Raw genomic sequence first — 21614 nt, 5'->3', positions numbered from 1 at the left:
CACCCATCTCGGGCCCTGCCTTCCCTGTGTGCCCGCGGGGGACCGAGGTCACACATGGCGTGGGGGACAGTGTGCCGTGCACCAAGGGTGCCACGTCAACGATCACAAACAGGCAACCGATCGATCACTGATGAGTGTTCTACGGCTGGTGATCAAACCGGCACGAATTGTTGACGTACGCGGTCAGTCCAGGTAGTCGCGGAGCACCTGGGAACGCGAGGGGTGCCGCAACTTGGACATGGTCTTCGATTCGATCTGCCGGATGCGTTCCCGGGTCACGCCGTACACCTGGCCGATCTCGTCCAGGGTGCGCGGCTGACCGTCGGTGAGGCCGAAGCGCAGGCGCACCACGCCCGCCTCACGCTCGGACAGCGTCTGGAGGACCTGCTGGAGCTGGTCCTGCAGCAGCGAGAACGACACCGCGTCGACGGCGACGACCGCCTCGGAGTCCTCGATGAAGTCGCCGAGCTGGCTGTCACCCTCGTCACCGATGGTCTGGTCGAGCGAGATGGGCTCCCGGGCGTACTGCTGGATCTCCAGCACCTTCTCCGGTGTGATGTCCATCTCCTTGGCCAGCTCCTCCGGGGTGGGCTCGCGGCCCAGGTCCTGGAGCAGCTCGCGCTGGATCCGGCCGAGCTTGTTGATCACCTCGACCATGTGCACCGGGATGCGGATGGTGCGGGCCTGGTCGGCCATGGCGCGGGTGATGGCCTGGCGGATCCACCAGGTGGCGTAGGTGGAGAACTTGTAGCCCTTGGTGTAGTCGAACTTCTCGACGGCGCGGATGAGGCCGAGGTTGCCTTCCTGGATGAGGTCGAGGAAGGCCATGCCGCGACCGGTGTAGCGCTTGGCCAGCGAGACCACCAGGCGGAGATTGGCCTCCAGCAGGTGGTTCTTGGCGCGCTCGCCGTCCCGGGAGATCCACATCAGGTCGCGCTGCAGGTCGCGGACCAGCTTCTCCTCGCCCTCGTCGGCGGCGCGCAGCCGCTCGGCGGCGTAGAGGCCGGCCTCGATCCGCTTGGCCAGCTCGACCTCCTGCTCGGCGTTGAGCAGCGGAACCTTGCCGATCTGCTTGAGGTACGCCCGCACGGAGTCGGCGGAGGCGGTCAGCTCGGCGTCCCGGCGCGCCTGCTTGAGCGCCTCGGACTCCTCGTCGTCCCACTCGAAGTCGTTGTCGGTGGCGGAGCTGGCCGCGTCGGCCTCGGCGGCCTGGGTCAGCTCGGCCGGCTCCTCGACCACCACGTCCTCGATCTCGGCGGCCAGCTCCTCCGGGTCGATCTCGCCCTCGGGGCCCTCCGCCTTGCCGCCGGCCTTCCCCGGCTTCGCCGCGGCGGTCTTGGCGGCCACCGTGGCCTTGGTGGCGCGGGTCGCCTTGGTGGCCTTCGCCGGGGCGGCGGCCTTGGCGACGTCGGCCGTGGTGGCCTTGCGCGCGGTCGCCTTCCGGGGGGCCGGGGCGGCGGGCGCCTCCTCGGCGGCCGGCGCCTGCTTCGGGGCGGGCGCGGCGGCCTTCTTCGTGGTCTTGGCGGTGGTCGCGCGGGAGGCCGGGGTGGCGGACCGGGCGGCGGCGACGCGGCGGCGGGTGCTCGCCGAGCCGTCCACCACCACCGTCACGCCCGCCTCGGAGAGCGCGCGGAGGATCTTCTTGGCCTGGGCCGGGGTCACCTCAGCGGACTCGACGGTGCGCGCGAGCTGGGCCGACGTGAGCTGACCGCCGGCGCTCTGCGCGTGGGCGATCAGGGTGTCGGTGAGCGAGCGAACGTCGGCGCCGGTCTGGCGGGGATCTGTCACGAAGACCTTCCGGAGGCGAAAAGAGCGAGCACGGCCGGGTCGTCCGGCGCAGCATGGGACGGCCGTGCCGGGCGAGTCGTTGAGGACCCCCGTGTCCCGGGCCGTCCGGTCGCTGGCGGTCCGTGGCGCGTGGGCAGGGTGAATTGTAACGCCGTCTGCCGCGATCATCCCGCGCCGCACGGCGGACCGGCGGTCCGGGACCGCCGAATCGGCGCAGATGTGGACTTTGTAAGGATGATACCCGCGCACGGGTGGGCCGGTCCCGATCGTGCGGGAAGGGGACAAACATGATCACCGCGACGCCTACGGCGCGGGAGTTGCTCACGATCGCGGTCGAGGTGGCCCGGGAGGCCGCCGCCACCGCGTACCGGATGCGGGTCGAGGGTGTCTCGGTGGCCGCGACGAAGAGCACGGTGACCGACGTGGTCACCGCCGCCGACCGGGCGGTGGAGCGGCAGGTGCTGGCCGCGCTGCGGCAGCGGCGGCCGGGCGACGCGGTGCTGGGCGAGGAGTACGGCGCGGGGGAGACCGGCCCCGCCGGCGCCGACGGGGTGCGCTGGATCCTCGACCCGATCGACGGCACCGTCAACTACCTGTACGGGCTGCCCTACTGCGCGGTCTCGCTGGCCGCTGAGGTGGCCGGCGAGGTGGTCGCCGGGGTGGTCCGCAACGTCGTCACCGGCGAGGAGTGGACCGCGACGCTCGGCGGCGGCGCCTGGCGCGACGGGCAGCGGCTGAGCGGCTCGACCGCGACCGATCTCGGTCAGGCGCTCGTGGCCACCGGCTTCGGCTACGACGCCGGCCGCCGGGCCCACCAGGCGCGGGTGGTGACGGAGCTGATCCCGCACATCCGGGACATCCGCCGGATGGGCGCCGCCGCGCTCGACCTCTGCCTGGCCGCCGAGGGGCGGGTGGATGCGTACTACGAGAAGGGCCTGGCCGACTGGGACCTGGCCGCCGGCGGGCTGGTCGCCCGGGAGGCCGGGCTGCTGGTGACCGGCCTGTCCGGCCGCCCGGCCGGACCGGACCTGGTGCTCGCCGCGCCGCCGGCGCTGCACGGGCCGCTGCACGCCCGGCTGGTCGACCTGGACGCCTCCGGCGGGCCGTGACCTGACCCGCACACGCGACAGGGCGGCCCTCCCGGAGGAGGACCGCCCTGCGTCGTCGGGCCGCCGGCCGCCTACTTCTCGACCGGCTTCGGGCAGGTCTCCGGCGGCGCCTGCGGGGCGCCCAGGTCGCCGAGCGACTGGTTGACCTCGGTGGTGGTGGCGAGCTGCTGGAACTGGTTGCCCAGGACCACGTCGACCACGTCGTCCTTGCGGTTCGCGTCGAACTTCTGGCTGGCCTCGTTCAGGAAGTACGCGCGCAGCAGGTGCGCCGACCCCACGGCGTTGGGACCGAACCGCAACTCGGCCACGCCGTCGAACGCCTTCTTCTCGTTGCCGACCTTCTTGACCTGGAACTTGCGGTTGCGGAAGTCGTCCGCGACGCTGCCGGCCCGGCCGGCCTCGTCGGTGGCGTTGTAGACGTTGATCTTGACGTCCTTCTGCTCCCGCAGCCGCAGGTCGACCAGCGGCCAGCCGTCCGGGCAGGCGGCCGCCGTACCGGCTGTGCCCTGACTGTCCTTCAACACGGCGACGACCACGACGACCAGGGCGACGACCGCCAGCAGTCCGACGACAACGAGTGCCCGCACTCGCGCAAAACTCATCCTGGGCGCTCCCCGGACAGTGATTGGGTGGTGGCGGGCGACGCGGTCGGGCCGCGACCGGTCGGCCGTCCAGTACGCCGCTGAGGTTAACCGTTGTCCGGCTCAGGCGTGGAAACAGTCCGACATACCGGCGCGCCACGCGGTGAACCGGTAGGACTACCCCTATCTTCGTGTCGCCTGAGTCACATTGGGAACAACTTCGGGCGCCGAGGCGTACATCTCCCCCGCGAGGGCGGTATACATGCCTCGCCCACAGGGGGGGTAAGGTTCCGCGCTCACCGGGGGCATTTCGCACCGGCGAGCCCGGCCCACCGCTCGTCGGGTCGGGTGCCCGACAGAGATGGTGGCCGGTCAGGGGAACCGAAACGGCGTCGTCCGGCGTTACAACCGGCAGCGACAATATCGATATTGGAGAGTGAAACCGATGGCCACCGACTACGACGCCCCGCGTCGCGACGAGGTCGACCTCGGCGAGGACAGCCTCGAAGAGCTCAAGGCCCGGCGGGTCGACTCACAGTCGGGCGCCGTGGACGTCGACGAGGCCGAGGTGGCCGAGAGCTTCGAGCTGCCCGGCGCCGACCTGGCCGACGAGGAGCTCACGGTCAAGGTCCTTCCGATGCAGCAGGACGAGTTCCGGTGCGCCCGCTGCTTCCTGGTCCACCACCGCAGCCAGCTGGCGGTCGAGCGCAACGGCGACCTGATCTGCCGCGAGTGCGTCTGATCCCGACCGGGGACACCGGCGGCGGCCTCCTCGACGGGGCCGCCGCTGTTCGAGCCGCCGCCGTGCGCCGGTGGCCGGTTGCTGCTTGACTCGTTACGGGCGGCTGCCACGCCGCGCGGAGCAAGGAGGGCGGACGGGTGAGCGAGCGCAGCGAGGGGACCGGCGCCGACCGGACCCCGGCTCCAGCGGCGAGACCGGCGCCGACCGGGCCGGATGCGACACCGACCGGCTCCGCCGTGCCCGCACCTGGCGGCTCGACCGTGCCGCCGGCCTCCACCGAACTCGCCGCGACGGCGGCCACTACCGGCTCCGGTTCGACGTCCGGTGAGCCGGGCGCGGACGCCGGGGAACTCGGCGCGACGGTCGCCGCCCTGACCGCCGACGACATCGCCCCGGCCCGCCGGCGGCAACTGCTGACCCGGCTGGTCGGGCAGGCCCGCGCCCGGGGGATCACCGACCTGTTCAAGCCGCGGGCGGCGGTGCGCTGGATGACCGACACGGTCGCCGAGATCGCCCCGCACGTGCCGATCCGCGACCTCGCCACGCTGCGGCGGCACTTCCCCGGCCTGGACGACGACGCGCTCGCCGACCGGCTGGTCCGCAACGCGTCCCGGGCCACCGCCGGGGTCGGCGCGGCCGGCGGCGGAGTGGCAGCCGTCGAGTGGGCGGTGACGCCCACGCTGCTCTCCGCCCCCGTCCTGCTGGCCGCCGAGACGGTCGCGGTGGTGGCGATCGAGCTGAAACTCATCGGCGAGCTGCACGAGGTCCACCGGGTGCCGCTGCCGGCCGGCGGCACCGGCCGCGCGGTGTCGCTGGTGCAGTCCTGGGCCACCCAGCGCGGGGTCAACCCGATGATGCCGGGCGTCGGAGTGAGCGCGGTGCTCGGCACCGCCGCCCGCCGCGAGCTGCGGGACAGTCTGATGCGCCGATTCGGGCGCAACCTCACCACGCTCGGGCCGTTCCTGACCGGCGCCGCCGTGGCCGGCTACCTCAACCGTCGGGCCACCCGCGCGCTCGGCGAGCAACTGCGCAAGGACCTGCGGCGGACCGCCCGGGCACTGCCGGACAAGCCGTCCTGACCGGCGGCGGACCGGCCGTTCGCGGGCGGCGTCGGGTCAGGCCGCCTCGGGGCGGCGTCGGATCAGGCCGCGTCGCGGGCGGCCAGGACGGCGACCGCCAACTGGACCGGGTGCCGGGTGCTGACCACCCAGAACGGGGTCGGGTCCTCCGGGTCGTCCAGCACCACCTGCACGGCGCCGTCGATCCACGGACGCTGCACCACGAAGGCCAGCGGGTCGGAGCCGACGCCGAGCACCTCGCGCCGGCCGGCCGCGTCCAGCGGCACCACGTCCGCGACGTACCGCACCGGGAGGTGGGCGTCGTCCACCCGCAGCTCGCCGTCGCGCACCTCGACCCGGATCCGGCCCAGCCACCACAGGGCGGCCACCGCGGCGGGGATCAGCAGCACGAACGGCAGCCAGGCGCGGACGCCGGTCGCGCCCATCCACAGTTCGACCGCGAGCAGCGCGGCCGCGGCCAGCCCGAGCGGCCAGGCCCACCAGGGCAGACCGAGGCGCTCCGCGTACGGCGCGGCGGTGGCCGGCGGCGCGGCCGGAGATGACGACTGACGCACACTGACGAGGGTACGGCGCGTCGCGGGCCCGGCAACCGGCAGGATGACAGGGCACCCCCGCAGGACCGGACGGAAGAGGATGACCGTGACAGACGTCGTACCCGTGCCCGTGCGACTGCTCGACCCGGAGCTGCCGCTGCCGGCGTACGCCCATCCCGGTGACGCCGGCGCGGACCTGGTGGCCGCCGCGGACGTCGAGCTGCCCCCCGGCGGCCGGGCCCTGGTGCCCACCGGCGTGTCGGTGGCGCTGCCCGACGGGTACGTCGGGCTGGTCCACCCCCGATCCGGTCTGGCGGCGAGGCTCGGCGTGACGGTGCTCAACGCGCCCGGTACGGTCGACGCCGGCTACCGGGGTGAGATCCTGGTCAACCTGATCAACCACGATCGGGACATGCCAGCCAAGATCAGCCGGGGCGACCGCATCGCGCAACTGGTGGTCCAGCGGGTCGCCCGGGCCGAGTTCCGGCCGGTGGCCGAGCTGCCCGCGTCCCGGCGTGGCACGGGCGGGCACGGGTCCACCGGCGGGCACGCCGGCCTGGTCCCGGCGCCGTCCGGCGGGCAGAGCGAAGAGGTGGCAGGGTGAGTGCGAACAGCGGAGGGTGGGCGCAGTGATCTTCTCCCGGAAGCGGGCCGACGAGGCGCGTGACAATGGGGTCCTCGACGCCGAGGAGACCCCGTCGGCGCCGGACCGCGGGCCGTACGACGTCAGCGAGGCCCCCGACGCGCCCCGGCTCGACCTGGGCAGCCTCCAGATCCCGGCGGTGCCGGACGTGGAGGTGCGCGTCCAGGCCGACCCGCAGGGCGTGATCCAGCAGGTGGTGCTGGTGCACGGGCAGAGCGCGCTGCAGCTCGGCGTCTTCGCCGCGCCCCGCTCCGAGGGCATCTGGGACGAGGTGCGCGAGGAGATCCGCCAGTCGCTCGTCGCCGACGGCGCCACCGTCCAGGAGGTCGACGGGGAGCGCGGTCCCGAGCTGCGCGCCCGGGTGCGTACCCCGGACGGCCCGACCGACCTGCGCTTCGTCGGCATCGACGGCCCGCGCTGGATGGTGCGCGGCGTCTTCCAGGGCCTCGCGGCCACCGAGGCGGCCACCGCCGGGCCGCTGACGGCCTGCCTGGACGGCCTGGTGGTCGACCGCGGGCAGGAGGCCAAGCCGGTGCGCGAGCCGCTGCCGCTGCGGCTGCCCCGCGAGGTCGCCGAGCAGCAGGCCGCCGCCGAGCAGCAGGAGGTCTGATCCACACGTGCCCGGGCCCGGCGTCGAACGGCGCCGGGCCCGCGGCGTGCCGGCGTCCCGGGCGGCGGTACGCGTACCACGGCGCTCCCGCCGGCGGGCCGTGTCGGCGTACGCTGGCGGGACGGTTCCGCCACCAGCGGGGCCCCGCTGTGGAGAGGGTGACGCGGAGGTCATGACGACCGACGAGAGCCGGGGGTCGCTGCGGCGGCTCCTGCACCGGCTCACCGCCAGCGAGGCCGAGATCGAGGCGCAGGAGCTGCGCCGGGAGAGCGCCGAGTCCGGCGGCACGCCGGCCCGCCAGTGCAACAGGGGCCAGGTGGTGTCGGTGGCCGGGCGGCTGCGCACCGTCGTCTACACGCCGCGGACGAACCTGCCCACGCTGGAGGCGGACCTCTACGACGGCACCGACGTCGTCACGCTGGTCTGGCTGGGCCGTCGGCACATCGCCGGGATCGAGCCGGGCCGGCACCTGACCGCGCGCGGCCGGGTGGCGGTGCGTGACGACCGCAAGGTGATCTACAACCCGTACTACGAGCTGGAGTCGCCGAAGTGACGACCGGACAGCAGCACACCCCGTCGGGTCTCGGCCCGCAGGACGAGGAGCGGCTGCCCAGCCTCGCCGAGCAGATGGCCGATCAGCTCGGCGGATGGCGGGGGCTGGTCGAGTCGAGCATCCCGGTGGTGGTCTTCGTGGTCGCCAACGTGATCGGCGAGCTGCGCCCCGCCGTGTACGCCTCGGTGGCGGTGGCGCTGCTGATCGCCGGCCTGCGGCTGGCCCAGCGCAAGCCGGTGCGGCACGCGGTGAACGGCCTGTTCGGCGTCGGCATCGGCGCGCTGCTGGCCCTGCGTACCGGCGACGAGCGCGACTTCTACCTGCCTGGCATCCTCTACGGCATCGGCTACGGCCTGGCGCTGCTGCTCTCGGCCGCGATCCGGCAGCCGCTGGTCGGCTGGATCTGGTCGGTGCTGGTCGCCAAGGGCCGCTCCGAGTGGCGCGACGACCCCAGGCTGGTCCGCACCTTCACCCAGCTCACCGTGCTGTGGGGCGTGGTGTGGCTGGCCAAGGTCGGCGTACAGGCCGGGCTCTACCTGGCCCACCAGGACACCGCGCTGGGCGTGGCCCGGCTCGCGCTGGGCTACCCGCCGTACGCGCTGCTGCTGCTGATCACCGTCTGGGTGGTGCGCCGGGTCACCCGGGAGGGCGCGCCCACCCCGCTGCCGGGCGCCTGAGGCCGCTTCAGGAACGGTGGCGGTCCGCGCTGGCCGGGCCGAGGATCACCGCGCGCACGTCGTCCTCCACCGCGGCGGTGCAGACGAACACCAGTTCGTCGCCGGCCTCGATCGGGTCGTCCGGGGTGGGGACCAGCACCCGCTTGCCGCGCACGATCGCCACCAGCGCCGCGTCCCGGGGGATCGGCACCGCGTGGATCGCCTGCCCTACGTAGGGCGCGGTCGGCGGCAGGGTGATCTCGACCAGGTTCGCCTCGCCCTGCCGGAATGTCATCAGCCGGACCAGGTCGCCGACGGTGACCGCCTCCTCGACCAGCGCCGCCATCACGCGCGGCTTGCTGACCGCGACGTCGACGCCCCACTGCTCGGTGAACAGCCACTCGTTCTCCGCCCGGTTGACCCGGGCCACCACGCGGGGCACCGCGAACTCGGTCTTGGCCAGCAGCGACACCACGAGGTTGACCTTGTCGTCGCCGGTGGCCGCGACGACCACGTCGCACCCGGCCACGTCGGCCTCCTCCAGGCTGGCCAGCTCGCACGCGTCGGCGAGCACCCAGTCGGCGGCGGGCACGCGGTCGGGCCGCAGCATCTTCGGCTGCCGCTCGATCAGCATCACCTGGTGGCCGTTGTCGATCAGCTCCTGGGCGATCGAGCGGCCCACGTTGCCGGCGCCGGCGATGGCGATCCGCATGGCTCAGTGCCCCCCTTCCGGCGGCGCCGCCGCCACCGACGTGACCGGGCCGTTGATGTCGTCGGTCACCAGCATGAAGACCTGGTCGCCCTCCTGCACCACGGTGGAGGCGGTGGGCAGGGTGCCGATGCCGAACCGGTTCAGGTAGGCCACCCGGGCGCCGGCGGCCTGCTCCAGCTGCCGCAGCGGCCGGCCGATCCAGTCCTTGTGCACCGGCACCTCCATGATCGACACGGTGCTGGTCGGGTCGCGGAAGATTTCCACGTTGCCCTCGGGGACCAGGTGGCGCAGCATCCGGTCGGCCGTCCACCGGACGGTTGCCACGGTGGGGATGCCCAGCCGCTCGTAGACCTGCGCCCGGCGCTGGTCGTAGATGCGGGCCGCGACCCGGGACACGCCGAACGTCTCCCGCGCCAGCCGGGCCGAGATGATGTTGGAGTTGTCACCGCTGGAGACCGCCGCGAACGCGTCGGCCCGCTCGATGCCGGCCTGGCGCAGCACCTCGCCGTCGAAGCCCGCGCCGGTCACCGTGATGCCGGCGAAGTCCGGCCCGAGACGGCGGAACGCGTCCGCGTCCTGGTCGATCACCGCCACCGAGTGGCCGCGCGACTCCAGGCTGTGGGCCAGGGTCGACCCGACCCGGCCGCAGCCCATGATCACCACATGCACGGTGTCCGCTCCTCCCACGGCGCCGCCCGCCGACCCGTCGCCTGCGAGCCTGCCACGTCCCCCTGCCGGACGGGGGACCGAACCGTACCGCGCGGACGCACGCGGGGGAGATCGACCACCCCCGCGCCCCGGATCCGGTGGTCGTACGCTTGGCGGTTGTGGCCCGACCCACCTCGCTGCTGAAGCGACTCCTCCTCGGTCGACCGTTCCGGTCCGACCGCCTGCAGCACACGCTGCTGCCGAAGCGCATCGCGCTACCGGTCTTCGCCTCCGACGCGCTCTCCAGCGTGGCGTACGCGCCGGACGAGATCCTCCTGACGCTGTCCATCGCCGGCGCCTCGGCGTTCTTCTTCTCGCCGTGGGTCGCGCTCGCGGTCGTCGTGGTCATGCTGACCGTGGTGGCGAGCTACCGGCAGAACGTGCACGCCTACCCCTCCGGCGGCGGCGACTACGAGGTCGCGACGGTCAACCTCGGTCCCAAGGCCGGCCTGGCGGTGGCGAGCGCGCTGCTCGTCGACTACGTGCTCACCGTCGCCGTCTCGGTCTCCTCCGGCGTGGCGAACCTCGGCTCGGTGGTGCCGTTCGTGGCCACCCACAAGGTGCTCATCGCGGTCAGCGCGGTGGTGCTGCTCACCGCGATCAACCTGCGCGGCCTGCGCGAGTCCGGCACCGCCTTCGCCATCCCCACGTACGGCTTCGTGATCGTCATCGGCGGCATGCTGCTGACGGGGCTGGTCCGCGTCTTCGTGCTGGGCGACGACCTGCGCGCGCCGAGCGCCGGCCTGGAGATCCAGGCCGAGCACAGCGTCACCGGGTTCGCGCTGGTGTTCCTGCTGCTGCGCACGTTCTCGTCGGGCTGCGCGGCGCTCACCGGCGTGGAGGCGATCTCCAACGGCGTACCCGCCTTCAAGGCCCCGAAGTCGAAGAACGCGGCGACCACGCTGCTGCTGCTCGGCGGCATCGCGGTCACCATGCTGGTCGGCATCATCTGGCTGTCCCGGCTCACCGGCCTGCAGTTCGTCGAGGACCCGAGGACGCAGATCGTCTCCGGCCCGGTCGACTACGTGCAGAAGACGGTGACCGTGCAGCTCGGGGAGACCGTGTTCGGCGGCGGCTCGGTGCTGCTCTACGTGGTCGCCGGGATGACCGCGCTGATCCTGTTCCTGGCCGCCAACACCGCCTTCAACGGCTTCCCGGTGCTCGGCTCGATCCTGGCGCAGGACCGCTACCTGCCGCGCCAGCTGCACACCCGAGGCGACCGGCTGGCGTTCTCCAACGGCATCCTCTTCCTGGCCGTCTTCGCGGTGGTGCTGATCATCGGCTTCCAGGCCGAGGTGACCAAGCTCATCCAGCTCTACATCGTCGGGGTGTTCGTCTCGTTCACGCTCTCCCAGGCCGGCATGATCCGGCACTGGAACCGGCACCTTCGCAACGAGCGGGACCCGGAGGCGCGCCGCCGGATGCTGCGCTCCCGGGCGATCAACACGTTCGGCATGGTGATGACCGGCGTGGTGCTGGTCATCGTGCTGGCCACGAAGTTCCTGCTCGGGGCGTGGATCGCGATCGTCGCGATGGCGGTGATGTACGTGGTGATGCTCGGCATCCGCCGGCACTACGACCGGGTCGCGGAGGAGCTGGAGCCGACCGAGCAGCGGGGCGTGCTGCCCGCCCGCAACCACGCCATCGTGCTGGTCAGCAAGCTGCACAAGCCGACGCTGCGGGCGGTCGCGTACGCGCGGGCGACCCGGCCGGACACGCTCACCGCGGTCACCGTGAACGTGGACGAGCAGGACACCCGGGAACTGCAGGCCGACTGGGAGCGCCGCGAGCTGCCGGTGCCGCTCACCGTGATCGACTCCCCGTACCGGGAGATCACCCGGCCGATCCTCAACTTCGTCGCGTCGGTGCGCCGGGAGTCGCCGCGCGACGTGGTCACCGTCTTCATTCCCGAGTACGTGGTGGGGCGCTGGTGGGAGAACCTGCTGCACAACCAGAGCGCGCTGCGGCTCAAGGGGCGGCTGCTGTTCGAGCCGGGCGTGATGGTGACGAGCGTGCCCTGGCAGCTCGCCTCCACCGCCAGCAAGAACCTGGACCGCCTGGACGCCACGCTCAGCCGGGGTCCGGCGCGCGGCCCCCGGGTGGCGCCGCAGAGCACACTGCCGCCACCGGTGGCGTCCACCCCGTCCGCGCCGTCCGCGCCCTCCACGCCGTCCGCGCCCTCCGCCGAGCGGGAGGAGCGGCCGTGAGCGCCGACGAGCGTCCCGGTCCGGTGCCGACGGCGGAACGCCCCGGGCTGGAGGAGGCCGAGCGGGTCGAGCTGACAGTCGACGCGGTCGCGCCGGGCGGGCACTGCGTGGCCCGCGTCGGCGGGCAGGTGGTCTTCGTCCGGCACGCGCTGCCCGGCGAGCGGGTGATCGCCGAGGTGACCGAGCTGCACCGGGGCTTCGCCCGCGCCGACGCGGTGGAGATCCTGGACGCCGCACCGGACCGGGTCGCCCCGCCGTGCCCGTACGCCCGGCCGGGCCGGTGCGGCGGCTGCGACCTCCAGCACGTCGCCCCGGCCGCCCAGCTCGACTGGAAGCTCGCCGTGGTGCGCGAGCAGCTCACCCGGCTGGGCGGGCTCACCACCGCGCAGATCGACGCGCTCGGCGTCCGCGTCGAGGCGCTGCCCGGCGGGCCGCTGGGCTGGCGTTCCCGGGTCCGGTACGCGGTCGACGCGGCCGGGCGGGCCGGGCTGCTCAAGCACCGCTCGCACGAGGTGGTGCCGATCGAGCGGTGCCTGATCGCGCACCCGGCGATCCAGGAGCTGCCGGTGCTCCCGCCGACCGGCGCCCGCTGGCCCGACGCCGACGCGGTGGAGACCGTCGCCAGCACCGGCGGGGACGTCGCCGTGGTCGCGTACGCCGAGGGGGTTCCGACGGCGGTGAGCGGGCCGGAGCGGGTCCGGGAGACGGCGGCCGGGCGGTCCTTCACGCTGCCCGCCTCCGGGTTCTGGCAGGTGCACCCGGCGGCGGCGGACGCGCTGACCGGCGCGGTGCTCGACCTGCTCGACCCGCAACCGGGCGAGACGGCCTGGGACCTGTACGGCGGCGCCGGGCTGTTCGCCGCCGCGCTCGCCGAACGGGTCGACGGGGCCCGGGTGACGCTCGTCGAGTCCGCGCCGGACGGGGTGGCCGCGGCCCGGGAGAACCTCGCCGACCTGCGCGGCGTCGAGGTGGTCGCGGCGCGGGTGGAGACCGCGCTGGCCCGGCGCCGGATCACCGGCCCGGTCGACCTGGTGGTGCTCGACCCGCCGCGCTCCGGCGCGGGCGCGCCGGTGGTCCGCGACGTGGTGGCCGCCGGGCCGCGCGCGGTCGCGTACGTGGCGTGCGACCCGGCCGCCTTCGCCCGGGACGTCCACACGTTCCGCGAGGCGGGGTGGCGGCTGGCCGAGTTGCGCGGGTACGACCTGTTCCCGATGACCCAGCACGTGGAGCTTGTCGGCCTGTTCCTGTCCGCGCACGGCCCCGGCCCCGCGCGTTAAGAAGGGGCCCTTTTACTACCGGATCCGTTAAGAAGGGGCCCTTCCTTGCGCATCGTCGGGCTGATGTCGGGCACGTCCTACGACGGCGTGGACGTGGTGGCCGCCGAGTTCACCGCCGACGGCGACACGCTGCGGCTGCGGCCGCTCGGGCACCGCGAGCTGGCGTACCCGGACGACCTGCGGGCCGAGATCAGCGCGCTGCTGCCCCCGGCGGCCACCACCATCGAGGCGGTCTGCCGGCTGGACAACCGCCTCGGCGAGGTGTTCGCCGAGGCGGCGGCGGCCGGCGTCGAGCTGGCCGGGGGCGCTGCCGACGCGGTCGTGTCGCCCGGGCAGACGGTCTTCCACTGGGTCGAGGCGGGCCGGGTGCGCGGCACGCTCCAGCTCGGCGCGCCGGCCCGGGTGGCCGCCCGGGTGGGCGTACCCGTGCTGCACGACCTGCGCTCGGCGGACGTGGCGGCCGGCGGCCAGGGCGCGCCGCTGGTCCCGGCGTTCGACGCGCTGCTGCTCGACCCGGCTGCCGGCCCACGTGCGGCGTTGAATCTCGGCGGGATCGCGAACCTCACCGTGGTCGCGCCCGGCGCGCCCGTCCTCGGGTACGACGTGGGCCCGGCCAACGCGCTGCTGGACGCCGCCGCCCGGCGCTTCCTGGACCGGCCCTGCGACGTCGACGGAGCGCGGGCCGCGGCCGGGCGGGTGCACGAGGCGCTGCTGGCCCGGCTGCTCGCCGAGCCGTACTACGCCGCGCCGCCGCCCAAGTCGACAGGCAAGGAGCTGTTCCACGGCGGCTACCTGGACGCGGCGCTGGCCGCGCTCGGCGAGCCGGTGGCCGCCGACGACGTGCTGGCCACGCTCACCGAGCTGACCGCCCGCACGGTGGCCGACGCCTGCGACCGGCACCGGGTCACCGAGGTGGTGGCCGCCGGCGGGGGAGTGCGCAATCCCACACTCCGGGCGCGGCTGGCCGCGCTGGGCGTGGGACGCTGGCGGCTGCGCACCACCGACGAGCTGGGCGTACCCGCCCAGGCCAAGGAGGCGTACGCGTTCGCGCTGCTCGGCTGGCTGTCCTGGCACGGCCTGCCGGGCGCGGTGCCGTCGGTGACCGGCGCTTCCCGGGCCACCGTGCTCGGCTCCTGGACGCCGGCCGGCCCGTCCGCCGCCGCGCCGCGCCCACCCGCGCCCCGGCGGCTGGTGGTCGACGCCTGACCTGGGTCGATGCACGGCCGGGCTGCGGACTGTCGCGCGGCCGATAGACTCTCCGGTCATGAGTGTTGAAGAGGGCACGGCCAACCACGGTCGGCTGCTGGGCACCGTCCGCGGCCCGCAGGACGTGAAGCGGATGACCGCCGAGCAGCTGGACATCCTCGCCGCCGAGATCCGTGACTTCCTGATCGCCAAGGTCTCCCGCACCGGCGGCCACGTCGGCCCCAACCTGGGTGTGGTCGAGCTGACCCTGGCGATGCACCGGGTCTTCGACTCCCCCCGCGACCGGCTCCTCTTCGACACCGGCCACCAGGCGTACGTACACAAGATCCTCACCGGCCGGCAGGAGGGCTTCGACAAGCTCCGCCAGCGCGGTGGCCTCTCCGGCTACCCCAGCCAGGCGGAGAGCGAGCACGACCTGATCGAGAACTCGCACGCCTCCACCGCCCTGTCGTACGCCGACGGCCTCGCCAAGGCGTACGCGCTGCGCGGCGAGAAGCGCTCCGTGGTCGCCGTGGTCGGCGACGGCGCGCTCACCGGCGGCATGTGCTGGGAGGCGCTGAACAACATCGCCACCGCCGGCAACCCGCTGGTGATCGTCGTGAACGACAACGGCCGGTCCTACTCGCCGACCATCGGTGGCCTCGCCGACCACCTGTCGTCGCTGCGGCTCAACCCCGGCTACGAGAAGGTGCTCGACACGGTCAAGGACGCGCTGGGCAACACCCCGTTCGTCGGCAAGCCGATGTACGAGGTGCTGCACGCGGTCAAGAAGGGCATCAAGGACGCGGTCGCCCCGCAGGCCATGTTCGAGGACCTCGGCATCAAGTACGTCGGCCCGGTCGACGGCCACGACGTGCCGGCCGTCGAGGCGGCGCTGCGCGCGGCCAAGAACTTCGGCGGCCCGGTGATCGTGCACGCGGTCACCCGCAAGGGCTACGGCTACCGTCCCGCCGAGGACGACGAGGCCGACTGCCTGCACGGCCCCGGCGCGTTCGACGCCGAGACCGGCAAGCTGCTCGCCGTGCCGTCGGTGAAGTGGACCAACGTCTTCGCCGACGAGCTGGTCGCGATCGCCGACGAGCGGCCCGACGTGGTCGGCATCACCGCCGCCATGGCCGAGCCCACCGGCATCGCCACGCTCGCCCGCAAGTACCCGGAGCGGGTCTACGACGTGGGCATCGCCGAGCAGCACGCCGCCACCTCCGCCGCCGGCCTCGCCATGGGCGGGTTGCATCCGGTGGTGGCGGTCTACGCCACGTTCCTCAACCGCGCGTTCGACCAGGTCCTGCTGGACGTGGCGATGCACAAGCTGCCCGTCACGTTCGTGCTGGACCGCGCCGGCATCACCGGCCCGGACGGGCCCAGCCACTACGGCATCTGGGACATGTCGGTCTTCGGCGTGGTGCCCGGCCTGCGGATCGCCGCGCCCCGCGACTCGGCCACGCTGCGTGAGGAGCTGCGCGAGGCGATCGCCGTGGACGACGGCCCGACCATCCTGCGCTTCCCGACCGGCACCGTCGCCGCCGACCTGCCGGCCGTACGCCGGGTCGGCCCGGTCGACGTGCTGGCCGAGTCGGCGCGTACCGACGTGCTGCTGGTGGCGGTCGGCTCGTTCGCCGGCCTCGGTGTCGAGGTCGCCGCCCGGGTCGCCGAGCAGGGGTACGGCGTGACTGTGGTCGACCCGCGCTGGGTGCGCCCGGTGCCGGCCGAACTGGTCGAGCTGGCGTCCGCGCACCGGCTCGTGGTCACCGTGGAGGACGGCGTACGCATCGGCGGCGTCGGCTCCGCGCTGGCGCAGGCGATGCGCGACGCGGACGTCCGCGTACCGGTGAAGGACATGGGCGTGCCGGCCGACTGGCACCCGCACGGCAGCCGCGCGCAGATCCTGGCCGACCTGCGGCTGACCGCGCAGGACGTGGCACGCGACGTCACCGGCTGGATCTCCAGCCTGGACGCCACCCCGGTCGACCCGGCCGCGAACGGAGCCCGAGCCCAGAGCTGACCCCGCTCTCCGCCGCGACCGCCCGCGTCGATCTTGCACTTGCGGCCCTCCTGATGTCGGCTTCGCCCGATAAGGGAGGGCCGCAACCGCAAGATCGCCGGGCGGGGGCGCCCGGGGTGATCATGAGGCTGGCGGGGATTGGTGTCCGGTTTGTCGCCGTCAAGTTCATGATCGACGGGGACCACGGCGGGGTTACGGGGTGGGGAGGGAGCGGTACCAGGTCTTCTCGGTGCCGGCCAGGCTGAACGTCTGCCGCTGGTCGGTGTGCTCGACGACCACCAGGCCGGGACGGTCCACCAGGCGGGTGGTGCCGGGCGGGGCGGAGAACGACACCTCGCCCGTACGCCAGCTCAGCACCGCCAGCGGCCGGCCGGGCATCGGCAGGTGGTACGCCTGGAGCGTGGTGGACCGGTCGGCGGGGGAGACCACCGGCGTGCCGCCGTCCGCGGGCCGGTAGACCACCGCGGTCATCGTCCCGCTGGGACTGTCCCAGCTCAACTGTTCCAACTCGCCCGGCTCCCCGTCGCCGAGCGCCACCGAACCGAGCGAACGGGTGGCGATCTTCGCCATCGGCCAGGACTCCGGCGCGGAACGGGGCGCGTCCCGGTCGCCGATGCGGCGCGGCACACTGCCGAACGGGCCCCGCTCACCGGCCAGCACGCAGGTGTCCAGCCCGGTCAGCGCGCGCTTCCCGGCGCCCGTGTCGTCGCGTACCAGGGGGTAGCGGGGCGCTTCGGTGGCCGTACCCAGGTCGAGGACGCGGTCCGTGGCCTTGCCGCGCGGCAGCGACGCCGTGGGCCGCAGGGCCGCGGTCAGCTCGACGGCCTGGCAGGCCGGTACGCGGATCGGCTCGGTGACGCCGTCGGTGCTCGGGACGGCCTTGCCGTCGGGGCCGAGCAGGCGCTCGACGCGGGCCGAGGTGAGATAGCGGCGGCCGTCCGGGTCGCGCACCGGCAGCACGTCGGAGTAGACCAGGTAGCCGGGATCGGTGTACTCGGTGGCGTGGGCCACCCGCCACCGCTGCCCGTCCCGGTCGAGTTGCAGCAGCCAGGAGGCGGCGTCACCGGGCACATCGGCGGCGACCAGCGCCAGCGCGGAGCCGGCCACCTGACCGGAGAAGAGGATGCCGGAGGTGGGCACGTGTACCCGGTCGTCCACCGGGGAGCGCCACTCGCGTACCGCTGTGGTGATCGCGGCGGTCGCCGCCGCGTCGCCGGCCAGGCTGCCGCGCGGCGGCCACACCGCGAGGTTGCCGTCCAGGCTGTCGTAGCCGACCCGCAGATCCGCCGGCTTCCGGTCCGCGATCGGTCCGCAACCCGCGGTGACCAGCAGCAGAGCTGCCAGCGCGGTGCCCGTCGTAGCGCTTCGGCGGGCTGAAAGCACCCTGATCCCCTCGCCGGTCGTCGGTCGGAAGCCCACATGGTACGAGACGGCCCGCCACCCGGCCGCGCCCGGCTCACCCTTTCGGTCGAGTGACCACTGCGGAACGTGACGGGCGATTCGGGTACCAATATCCGGCTCCGGTAGACTCCGCCGATTGTGACGCCTGCCGAGACCCGCGGCGCCTCGACGCCGGACGCCGCCGCCCCGACGGGCCACCGCTCCGTCACCCTTGATCCACCACCGGTCACCGTCGCCGAGCCGGAGCCGGCGACCACGACACCTCCGCAACCGCCGGCCGAGCCCGCGGCGCCGGCCACGCCGGGCGCGCGGCGCGTGCGCCGGTGGCGGTGGACCCGCCGCCGGATCGACCTCATCGTGTACGGCGGATTCCTGCTCGCCGCGATCTGGGTGACCAGCGGCATCTGGGCCGACCCGGCCGGGCGGGTCGCCGCGCTCTACAGCAGCGACCCGGCGCAGGTGCAGTTCTTCCTGGCCCACTCGGTACGGGTGGTGCTGCACGGCGAGTTCCCGTTCTTCACCGAGCAGTTCAACTACCCCGACGGCGTCAACCTGATGGCGAACACCGCCATCCTGGCGCTCGGCATCCCGATGGTGCCGGTGACCCTCCTGTTCGGACCGGCGGTCTCGTTCGTCACGCTGGTCACGCTCGGCCTGGCCGGCACCGCCGCCGCCTGGTACCGGGTGCTGTCCCGGCACGTGATCCGGCACCGCCCGGCCGCCGCCGTGGCGGCCTGGTTCTGCGGGTTCTCGCCGGCCATGCTGTCGCACGCCAACTGGCATCCGAACATCATCAGCCAGTTCCTGCTGCCGTTCATCGTGTGGCGGGTGCTGGTGCTGACCCGCTCGACCCGGCCGGTGCGCGACGGCGTGCTGCTGGCGCTGCTGGTCACCGCGCAGGCGTTCATCAACGAGGAGATCCTGCTCTTCACCGCGCTCGCGCTGGGCGTGTTCCTGATCGCCGTGGTGGTGCAGCAGCGCGAGCGGTGGACGACCGCGTGGCGTCCGCTCGGCGCCGGGCTGGCGGTCTGCGCGGCGCTGGCCGGCGCGCTGCTGGCGTACCCGCTGTATGTGCAGTTCGCCGGCCCGATGGCGTACCACGGGCTCAGCGACGCGGTACGCGACTACGGCAACGACATCGCCGCGTACTTCGCCCCCGGCTCGCCCACGTTCGGCGGCAACGAGCGCGCCAACGTCAACCTCGCCCCGAACTACTCGGAAGAGAACGCGTTCTTCGGCTGGAGCCTGTCGCTGATTGCCGTGGGCATCGTGATCTGGCTGCGGCGCGACGTGATCGTCCGGGCGCTGGCCGCGACCGGGCTGTTCTTCGCCGTGCTCTCCCTCGGCGAGCGGATCTCCTGGTGGGACCGGGAACTCGTCACCGGGCCGTGGGAGTTCCTGGTGCGGCTGCCGCTGCTGGACGCCGTGGTGCCCACCCGCTTCGGCCTGATCACCAGCGTGACGGTGGCGATCCTGCTCGCGTACGCGGTGCGCCGCGCCTGGGCGCTGCGGGGCGTGGACCGGCGGACGGCCCGCAAACTCACCGCCGCCGGCCTGATCCTCGCGCTGCTGCCGATCGCGCCGATGCCGTTGCGGGTCACCACCCGGGAGCCGGTGCCGAAGTTCATCACCGCCGACCGGTGGCGGCAGTACGTCGGCCCGGACCAGACGCTCGTGTCCGTGCCGGTGCCGGCGATGGGCAACACCGACCCGATGCGCTGGGCGGCCAGCACCAACCTCGACTTCAAGATCCCCGGCGGCTACTTCCTCGCCCCGCGCAACGGCGTCACCGGAGACCCGGGACGCTTCGGCGGGCGGCCCAGCGGCATCGGCGAGATGCTGCGGGAGGTGTCGTCCACCGGCCGGACGCCGAAGCTCGACGACCGGCAGCGCCGCCGCTACCTGGACGAGCTGCGGCACTGGAACGCGGCGGTGGTGGTGCTGCCGCTGGCCGAGCAGAACGCCGAGCCGCTGCGCCGCACGGTGGAGCAACTGGTCGGGCCCGGACGGCAGGAGCTGGACGTGTGGCTGTGGGACGTGCGGAAACTGACCAGCCGACCCGCCTGACCGCACCCGAGCAGCCCGCTCCCGCGCCCGCGCCCCGCCGCCGGCCGGTCGACGCGCTGGTGGTGGCCGGCTACCTCGCGCTCGCGGTGCTGCTCACCAGCGACCAGTGGCGCCGCCCGGAACGGCTGTTCCACCAGGCCGGCGACCAGATCCTGTTCGAGTGGATGCTGGCCCGGGCCGCCCGCGCGGTCACCGGCGGCGAGAACCCGCTGCACAGCGCCGCGCTGAACGCCCCGGACGGGGTGAACCTGATGGCGAACACGTCGGTGCTCGGGCTGGGCGTGCCGCTCACCCCGGTCACCGTCGCGTTCGGCTCCCAGGCGGCGTTCCTCGTCGCCGTGACGATCAGCCTCGCCGGCACCGCCACCGCCTGGTACGCGCTGCTCGCCCGCCGGCTGGTCCGCTCCCGGGCCGCCGCCGCGGTGGGCGGCCTGGTCTGCGGCTTCGCCCCGGGCATGGTGGCGCAGGCCGGCGCGCACCTGCACATGGCCGCCCAGTTCCTGGTGCCGGTGATCCTCGCGCTGGTGTTCCGCCCGGCCACCGACCGGGTACGCCGCGACGGCGTGCTGCTCGGGCTGGCCGTCGCGTACCAGGTGTTCCTCGGCGAGGAGGTGCTCGTCTTCCTGGCGCTGGCCGCCGGGGTGTTCGCCGGGGCGTACGCGCTCGCCGACCGGGCCGCCGCGCGTCGCCTGGTGCCGGTGGTGGCCCGCCGGCTGGGCGTCGGCGCGCTGGTGGCGGGCGTGCTGCTGGCGTACCCGCTGTGGTTCCAGTTCGCCGGGCCGGGCCACTACCGGGGGATGCCGTTCCACACCGGGGGCTACCGGCTGGACCTGGTCTCGTTCGTCGCCTCCGCCCGGCAGACAGTTGCCGGGGACGCCCACCGGGCCGGGCTGCTGTCGCCGAACCCGACCGAGCAGAACTCGTTCTTCGGCCCGTTCCTGCCGCTGCTGGCGCTGCTCGTCGTGGTATGGCTGTGGCGGCGGCCGCTGGTACGCGCGCTCGCCGCGTGCGGCCTGCTGTTCGCGGCGCTGTCGCTCGGCGCCTCGGTGGTGGTGAACCGCGACGACACCGGGCTGCCCGGCCCGTACCGCCTGCTCGCCGGGGCGCCGCTGCTGGACCTGGTGGTGCCGGCGCGCTTCGCGCTGGTGTGCGTACCGGTGCTCGGGGTGCTGCTGGCGCTCGCAGTCGACCGGGTCCGGCACGGCGCCGTGCGCGCCTGGGCGCCGTGGGCCGGCGCGGTCGCCGCCGCGCTGCTGCCGCTGACGCCGACCCCGATCCGCACGGTGCCGGTCGCGCCGGTCCCGGCCGTCGTGTCCGGCGGCGGCTGGCAGGCGTACGTGCCGGCGGGCCGCACGCTGGTGCCGGTGCCGCCGGTGACCGGGGCGGCGGTCAGCCCGGCCATGTTCTGGTCGGCGCGCACCGCGCTGGCGTTCGACGCGCCGGGCGGCTACTTCATCGGCCCGCGCTCGGCGGACGAACCGGCCGCCCGCTGGGGCGCGCCGGACCGGCCCACGTCGCTGCTGCTGCGCCGGGCCGCCGAGACCGGCCAGGTGCCGCCGGTCGGCGACGCGGAACGCCGGCAGGCGGTCGCCGATCTGCGGCACTGGCGGGCGGCGGCGCTGGTGCAGGCCGACTCGACGCCGGCCGACCCGGTACGCGCCACGCTGGACGCACTTCTCGGCCCCGGCCGGGACGTGCCCGGCGGGCACCTGTGGGACGTCCGCGGGCTCGTCGGCTGAG

The 21614-nt window shown here is 74.0% G+C and carries 19 protein-coding genes; 13 read left to right on the top strand and 6 right to left on the bottom strand.

Features of this window, described 5'->3' with window-relative positions:
* Positions 1-183 precede the first annotated feature (183 nt).
* Positions 184-1788 carry an RNA polymerase sigma factor gene (locus O7542_RS17980; protein WP_043325685.1) on the bottom strand — a complete coding sequence of 535 codons (1605 nt, stop codon included), beginning with the start codon at positions 1786-1788 and terminating at the stop codon, positions 184-186.
* A gap of 287 nt (positions 1789-2075) precedes the next feature.
* Between O7542_RS17980 and O7542_RS17975 the strand changes: the two genes are divergently transcribed.
* On the top strand, positions 2076-2897 hold the full coding sequence (locus O7542_RS17975) for an inositol monophosphatase family protein (RefSeq protein WP_043325683.1): 822 nt from the start codon (positions 2076-2078) through the stop codon (positions 2895-2897).
* 71 nt (positions 2898-2968) lie between these two features.
* Here the strand turns inward: O7542_RS17975 and O7542_RS17970 are convergent, their stop codons facing one another.
* Positions 2969-3484, bottom strand: coding sequence for a LytR C-terminal domain-containing protein (locus O7542_RS17970; protein ID WP_181373764.1), 516 nt, complete (start codon positions 3482-3484; stop codon positions 2969-2971).
* Between the two features lie 439 nt (positions 3485-3923).
* Here O7542_RS17970 and O7542_RS17965 point away from each other — a divergent pair, with 439 nt between their 5' ends.
* Positions 3924-4220: a DUF4193 domain-containing protein gene (locus O7542_RS17965; protein ID WP_013284790.1), complete on the top strand. Its 297-nt coding sequence runs from the start codon at positions 3924-3926 to the stop codon at positions 4218-4220.
* 260 nt (positions 4221-4480) lie between these two features.
* Positions 4481-5299, top strand: a complete 819-nt coding sequence (locus O7542_RS17960; protein WP_069089368.1) for a hypothetical protein — start codon at positions 4481-4483, stop codon at positions 5297-5299.
* A gap of 62 nt (positions 5300-5361) precedes the next feature.
* Here O7542_RS17960 and O7542_RS17955 read toward each other — a convergent pair whose 3' ends face one another.
* Positions 5362-5853 carry a DUF3093 domain-containing protein gene (locus O7542_RS17955; RefSeq protein WP_140946386.1) on the bottom strand — a complete coding sequence of 164 codons (492 nt, stop codon included), beginning with the start codon at positions 5851-5853 and terminating at the stop codon, positions 5362-5364.
* 85 nt (positions 5854-5938) lie between these two features.
* Here O7542_RS17955 and dut point away from each other — a divergent pair, with 85 nt between their 5' ends.
* The 4 genes from dut (at position 5939) to O7542_RS17935 (ending at position 8315) form a co-directional block, all read left to right on the top strand.
* Complete coding sequence (dut, locus tag O7542_RS17950; protein WP_181373763.1) at positions 5939-6436, top strand: dUTP diphosphatase; 498 nt, start codon at positions 5939-5941, stop codon at positions 6434-6436.
* Between the two features lie 25 nt (positions 6437-6461).
* Positions 6462-7085, top strand: coding sequence for a DUF3710 domain-containing protein (locus O7542_RS17945; protein ID WP_043325677.1), 624 nt, complete (start codon positions 6462-6464; stop codon positions 7083-7085).
* A gap of 172 nt (positions 7086-7257) precedes the next feature.
* A complete protein-coding gene (locus O7542_RS17940) occupies positions 7258-7638 on the top strand; it encodes an OB-fold nucleic acid binding domain-containing protein (RefSeq protein WP_043325675.1) in 381 nt (126 codons plus the stop codon).
* The gene (locus O7542_RS17935; protein WP_043325672.1) at positions 7635-8315 is read left to right on the top strand and encodes a DUF3159 domain-containing protein; all 681 of its coding nucleotides are present in this window, start codon (positions 7635-7637) and stop codon (positions 8313-8315) included. The genes O7542_RS17940 and O7542_RS17935 overlap by 4 nt, the downstream gene beginning before the upstream one ends.
* 7 nt (positions 8316-8322) lie before the next feature.
* Here O7542_RS17935 and O7542_RS17930 read toward each other — a convergent pair whose 3' ends face one another.
* Together O7542_RS17930 and O7542_RS17925 are read right to left on the bottom strand one after the other, a co-directional pair.
* Positions 8323-9006, bottom strand: coding sequence for a TrkA family potassium uptake protein (locus tag O7542_RS17930; protein WP_043325670.1), 684 nt, complete (start codon positions 9004-9006; stop codon positions 8323-8325).
* Positions 9007-9009: 3 nt separating this feature from the next.
* A complete protein-coding gene (locus tag O7542_RS17925; RefSeq protein ID WP_043325668.1) occupies positions 9010-9675 on the bottom strand; it encodes a TrkA family potassium uptake protein in 666 nt (221 codons plus the stop codon).
* A 158-nt stretch (positions 9676-9833) separates the two neighbouring features.
* Between O7542_RS17925 and O7542_RS17920 the strand changes: the two genes are divergently transcribed.
* From O7542_RS17920 to dxs, 4 genes are read left to right on the top strand one after another with little or no spacing between them, the layout of a single operon-like run.
* Positions 9834-11921, top strand: coding sequence for an APC family permease (locus O7542_RS17920; protein ID WP_043325667.1), 2088 nt, complete (start codon positions 9834-9836; stop codon positions 11919-11921).
* On the top strand, positions 11918-13198 hold the full coding sequence (locus tag O7542_RS17915; RefSeq protein ID WP_281604927.1) for a TRAM domain-containing protein: 1281 nt from the start codon (positions 11918-11920) through the stop codon (positions 13196-13198). Before O7542_RS17920 ends, O7542_RS17915 begins: the two co-directional genes overlap by 4 nt.
* Before the next feature lie 45 nt (positions 13199-13243).
* Complete coding sequence (locus tag O7542_RS17910; RefSeq protein ID WP_281604926.1) at positions 13244-14404, top strand: anhydro-N-acetylmuramic acid kinase; 1161 nt, start codon at positions 13244-13246, stop codon at positions 14402-14404.
* A gap of 58 nt (positions 14405-14462) precedes the next feature.
* Positions 14463-16406 carry a 1-deoxy-D-xylulose-5-phosphate synthase gene (dxs, locus tag O7542_RS17905; RefSeq protein WP_064447144.1) on the top strand — a complete coding sequence of 648 codons (1944 nt, stop codon included), beginning with the start codon at positions 14463-14465 and terminating at the stop codon, positions 16404-16406.
* 192 nt (positions 16407-16598) lie between these two features.
* On the opposite strand, the gene O7542_RS17900 is transcribed toward dxs, so the two are convergent.
* Positions 16599-17789: a hypothetical protein gene (locus O7542_RS17900; RefSeq protein WP_281604925.1), complete on the bottom strand. Its 1191-nt coding sequence runs from the start codon at positions 17787-17789 to the stop codon at positions 16599-16601.
* 333 nt (positions 17790-18122) lie between these two features.
* On the opposite strand from O7542_RS17900, the gene O7542_RS17895 reads away from it, so the two are divergent.
* Both O7542_RS17895 and O7542_RS17890 read left to right on the top strand, forming a co-directional pair.
* Positions 18123-19874: a hypothetical protein gene (locus O7542_RS17895; protein ID WP_280841730.1), complete on the top strand. Its 1752-nt coding sequence runs from the start codon at positions 18123-18125 to the stop codon at positions 19872-19874.
* Complete coding sequence (locus O7542_RS17890) at positions 19832-21613, top strand: hypothetical protein (protein ID WP_281604924.1); 1782 nt, start codon at positions 19832-19834, stop codon at positions 21611-21613. The genes O7542_RS17895 and O7542_RS17890 overlap by 43 nt, the downstream gene beginning before the upstream one ends.
* Position 21614 lies beyond the last annotated feature (1 nt).

The organism is Micromonospora sp. WMMC264 (assembly GCF_027497275.1).
Lineage (GTDB): Bacteria > Actinomycetota > Actinomycetes > Mycobacteriales > Micromonosporaceae > Micromonospora > Micromonospora chalcea.
Note: the sequence above shows the minus strand (reverse complement) of the source record. Positions and strands in the feature narration are given on the sequence as shown.

Coding starts and splice junctions, on each gene's coding strand:
- O7542_RS17975 (WP_043325683.1), top strand. CDS start 2,076: ATGATCACCGCGACGCCTACGGCGCGGGAGTTGCTCACGATCGCGGTC.
- O7542_RS17965 (WP_013284790.1), top strand. CDS start 3,924: ATGGCCACCGACTACGACGCCCCGCGTCGCGACGAGGTCGACCTCGGC.
- O7542_RS17940 (WP_043325675.1), top strand. CDS start 7,258: ATGACGACCGACGAGAGCCGGGGGTCGCTGCGGCGGCTCCTGCACCGG.
- O7542_RS17930 (WP_043325670.1), bottom strand. CDS start 9,006: ATGCGGATCGCCATCGCCGGCGCCGGCAACGTGGGCCGCTCGATCGCC.
- dxs (WP_064447144.1), top strand. CDS start 14,463: ATGAGTGTTGAAGAGGGCACGGCCAACCACGGTCGGCTGCTGGGCACC.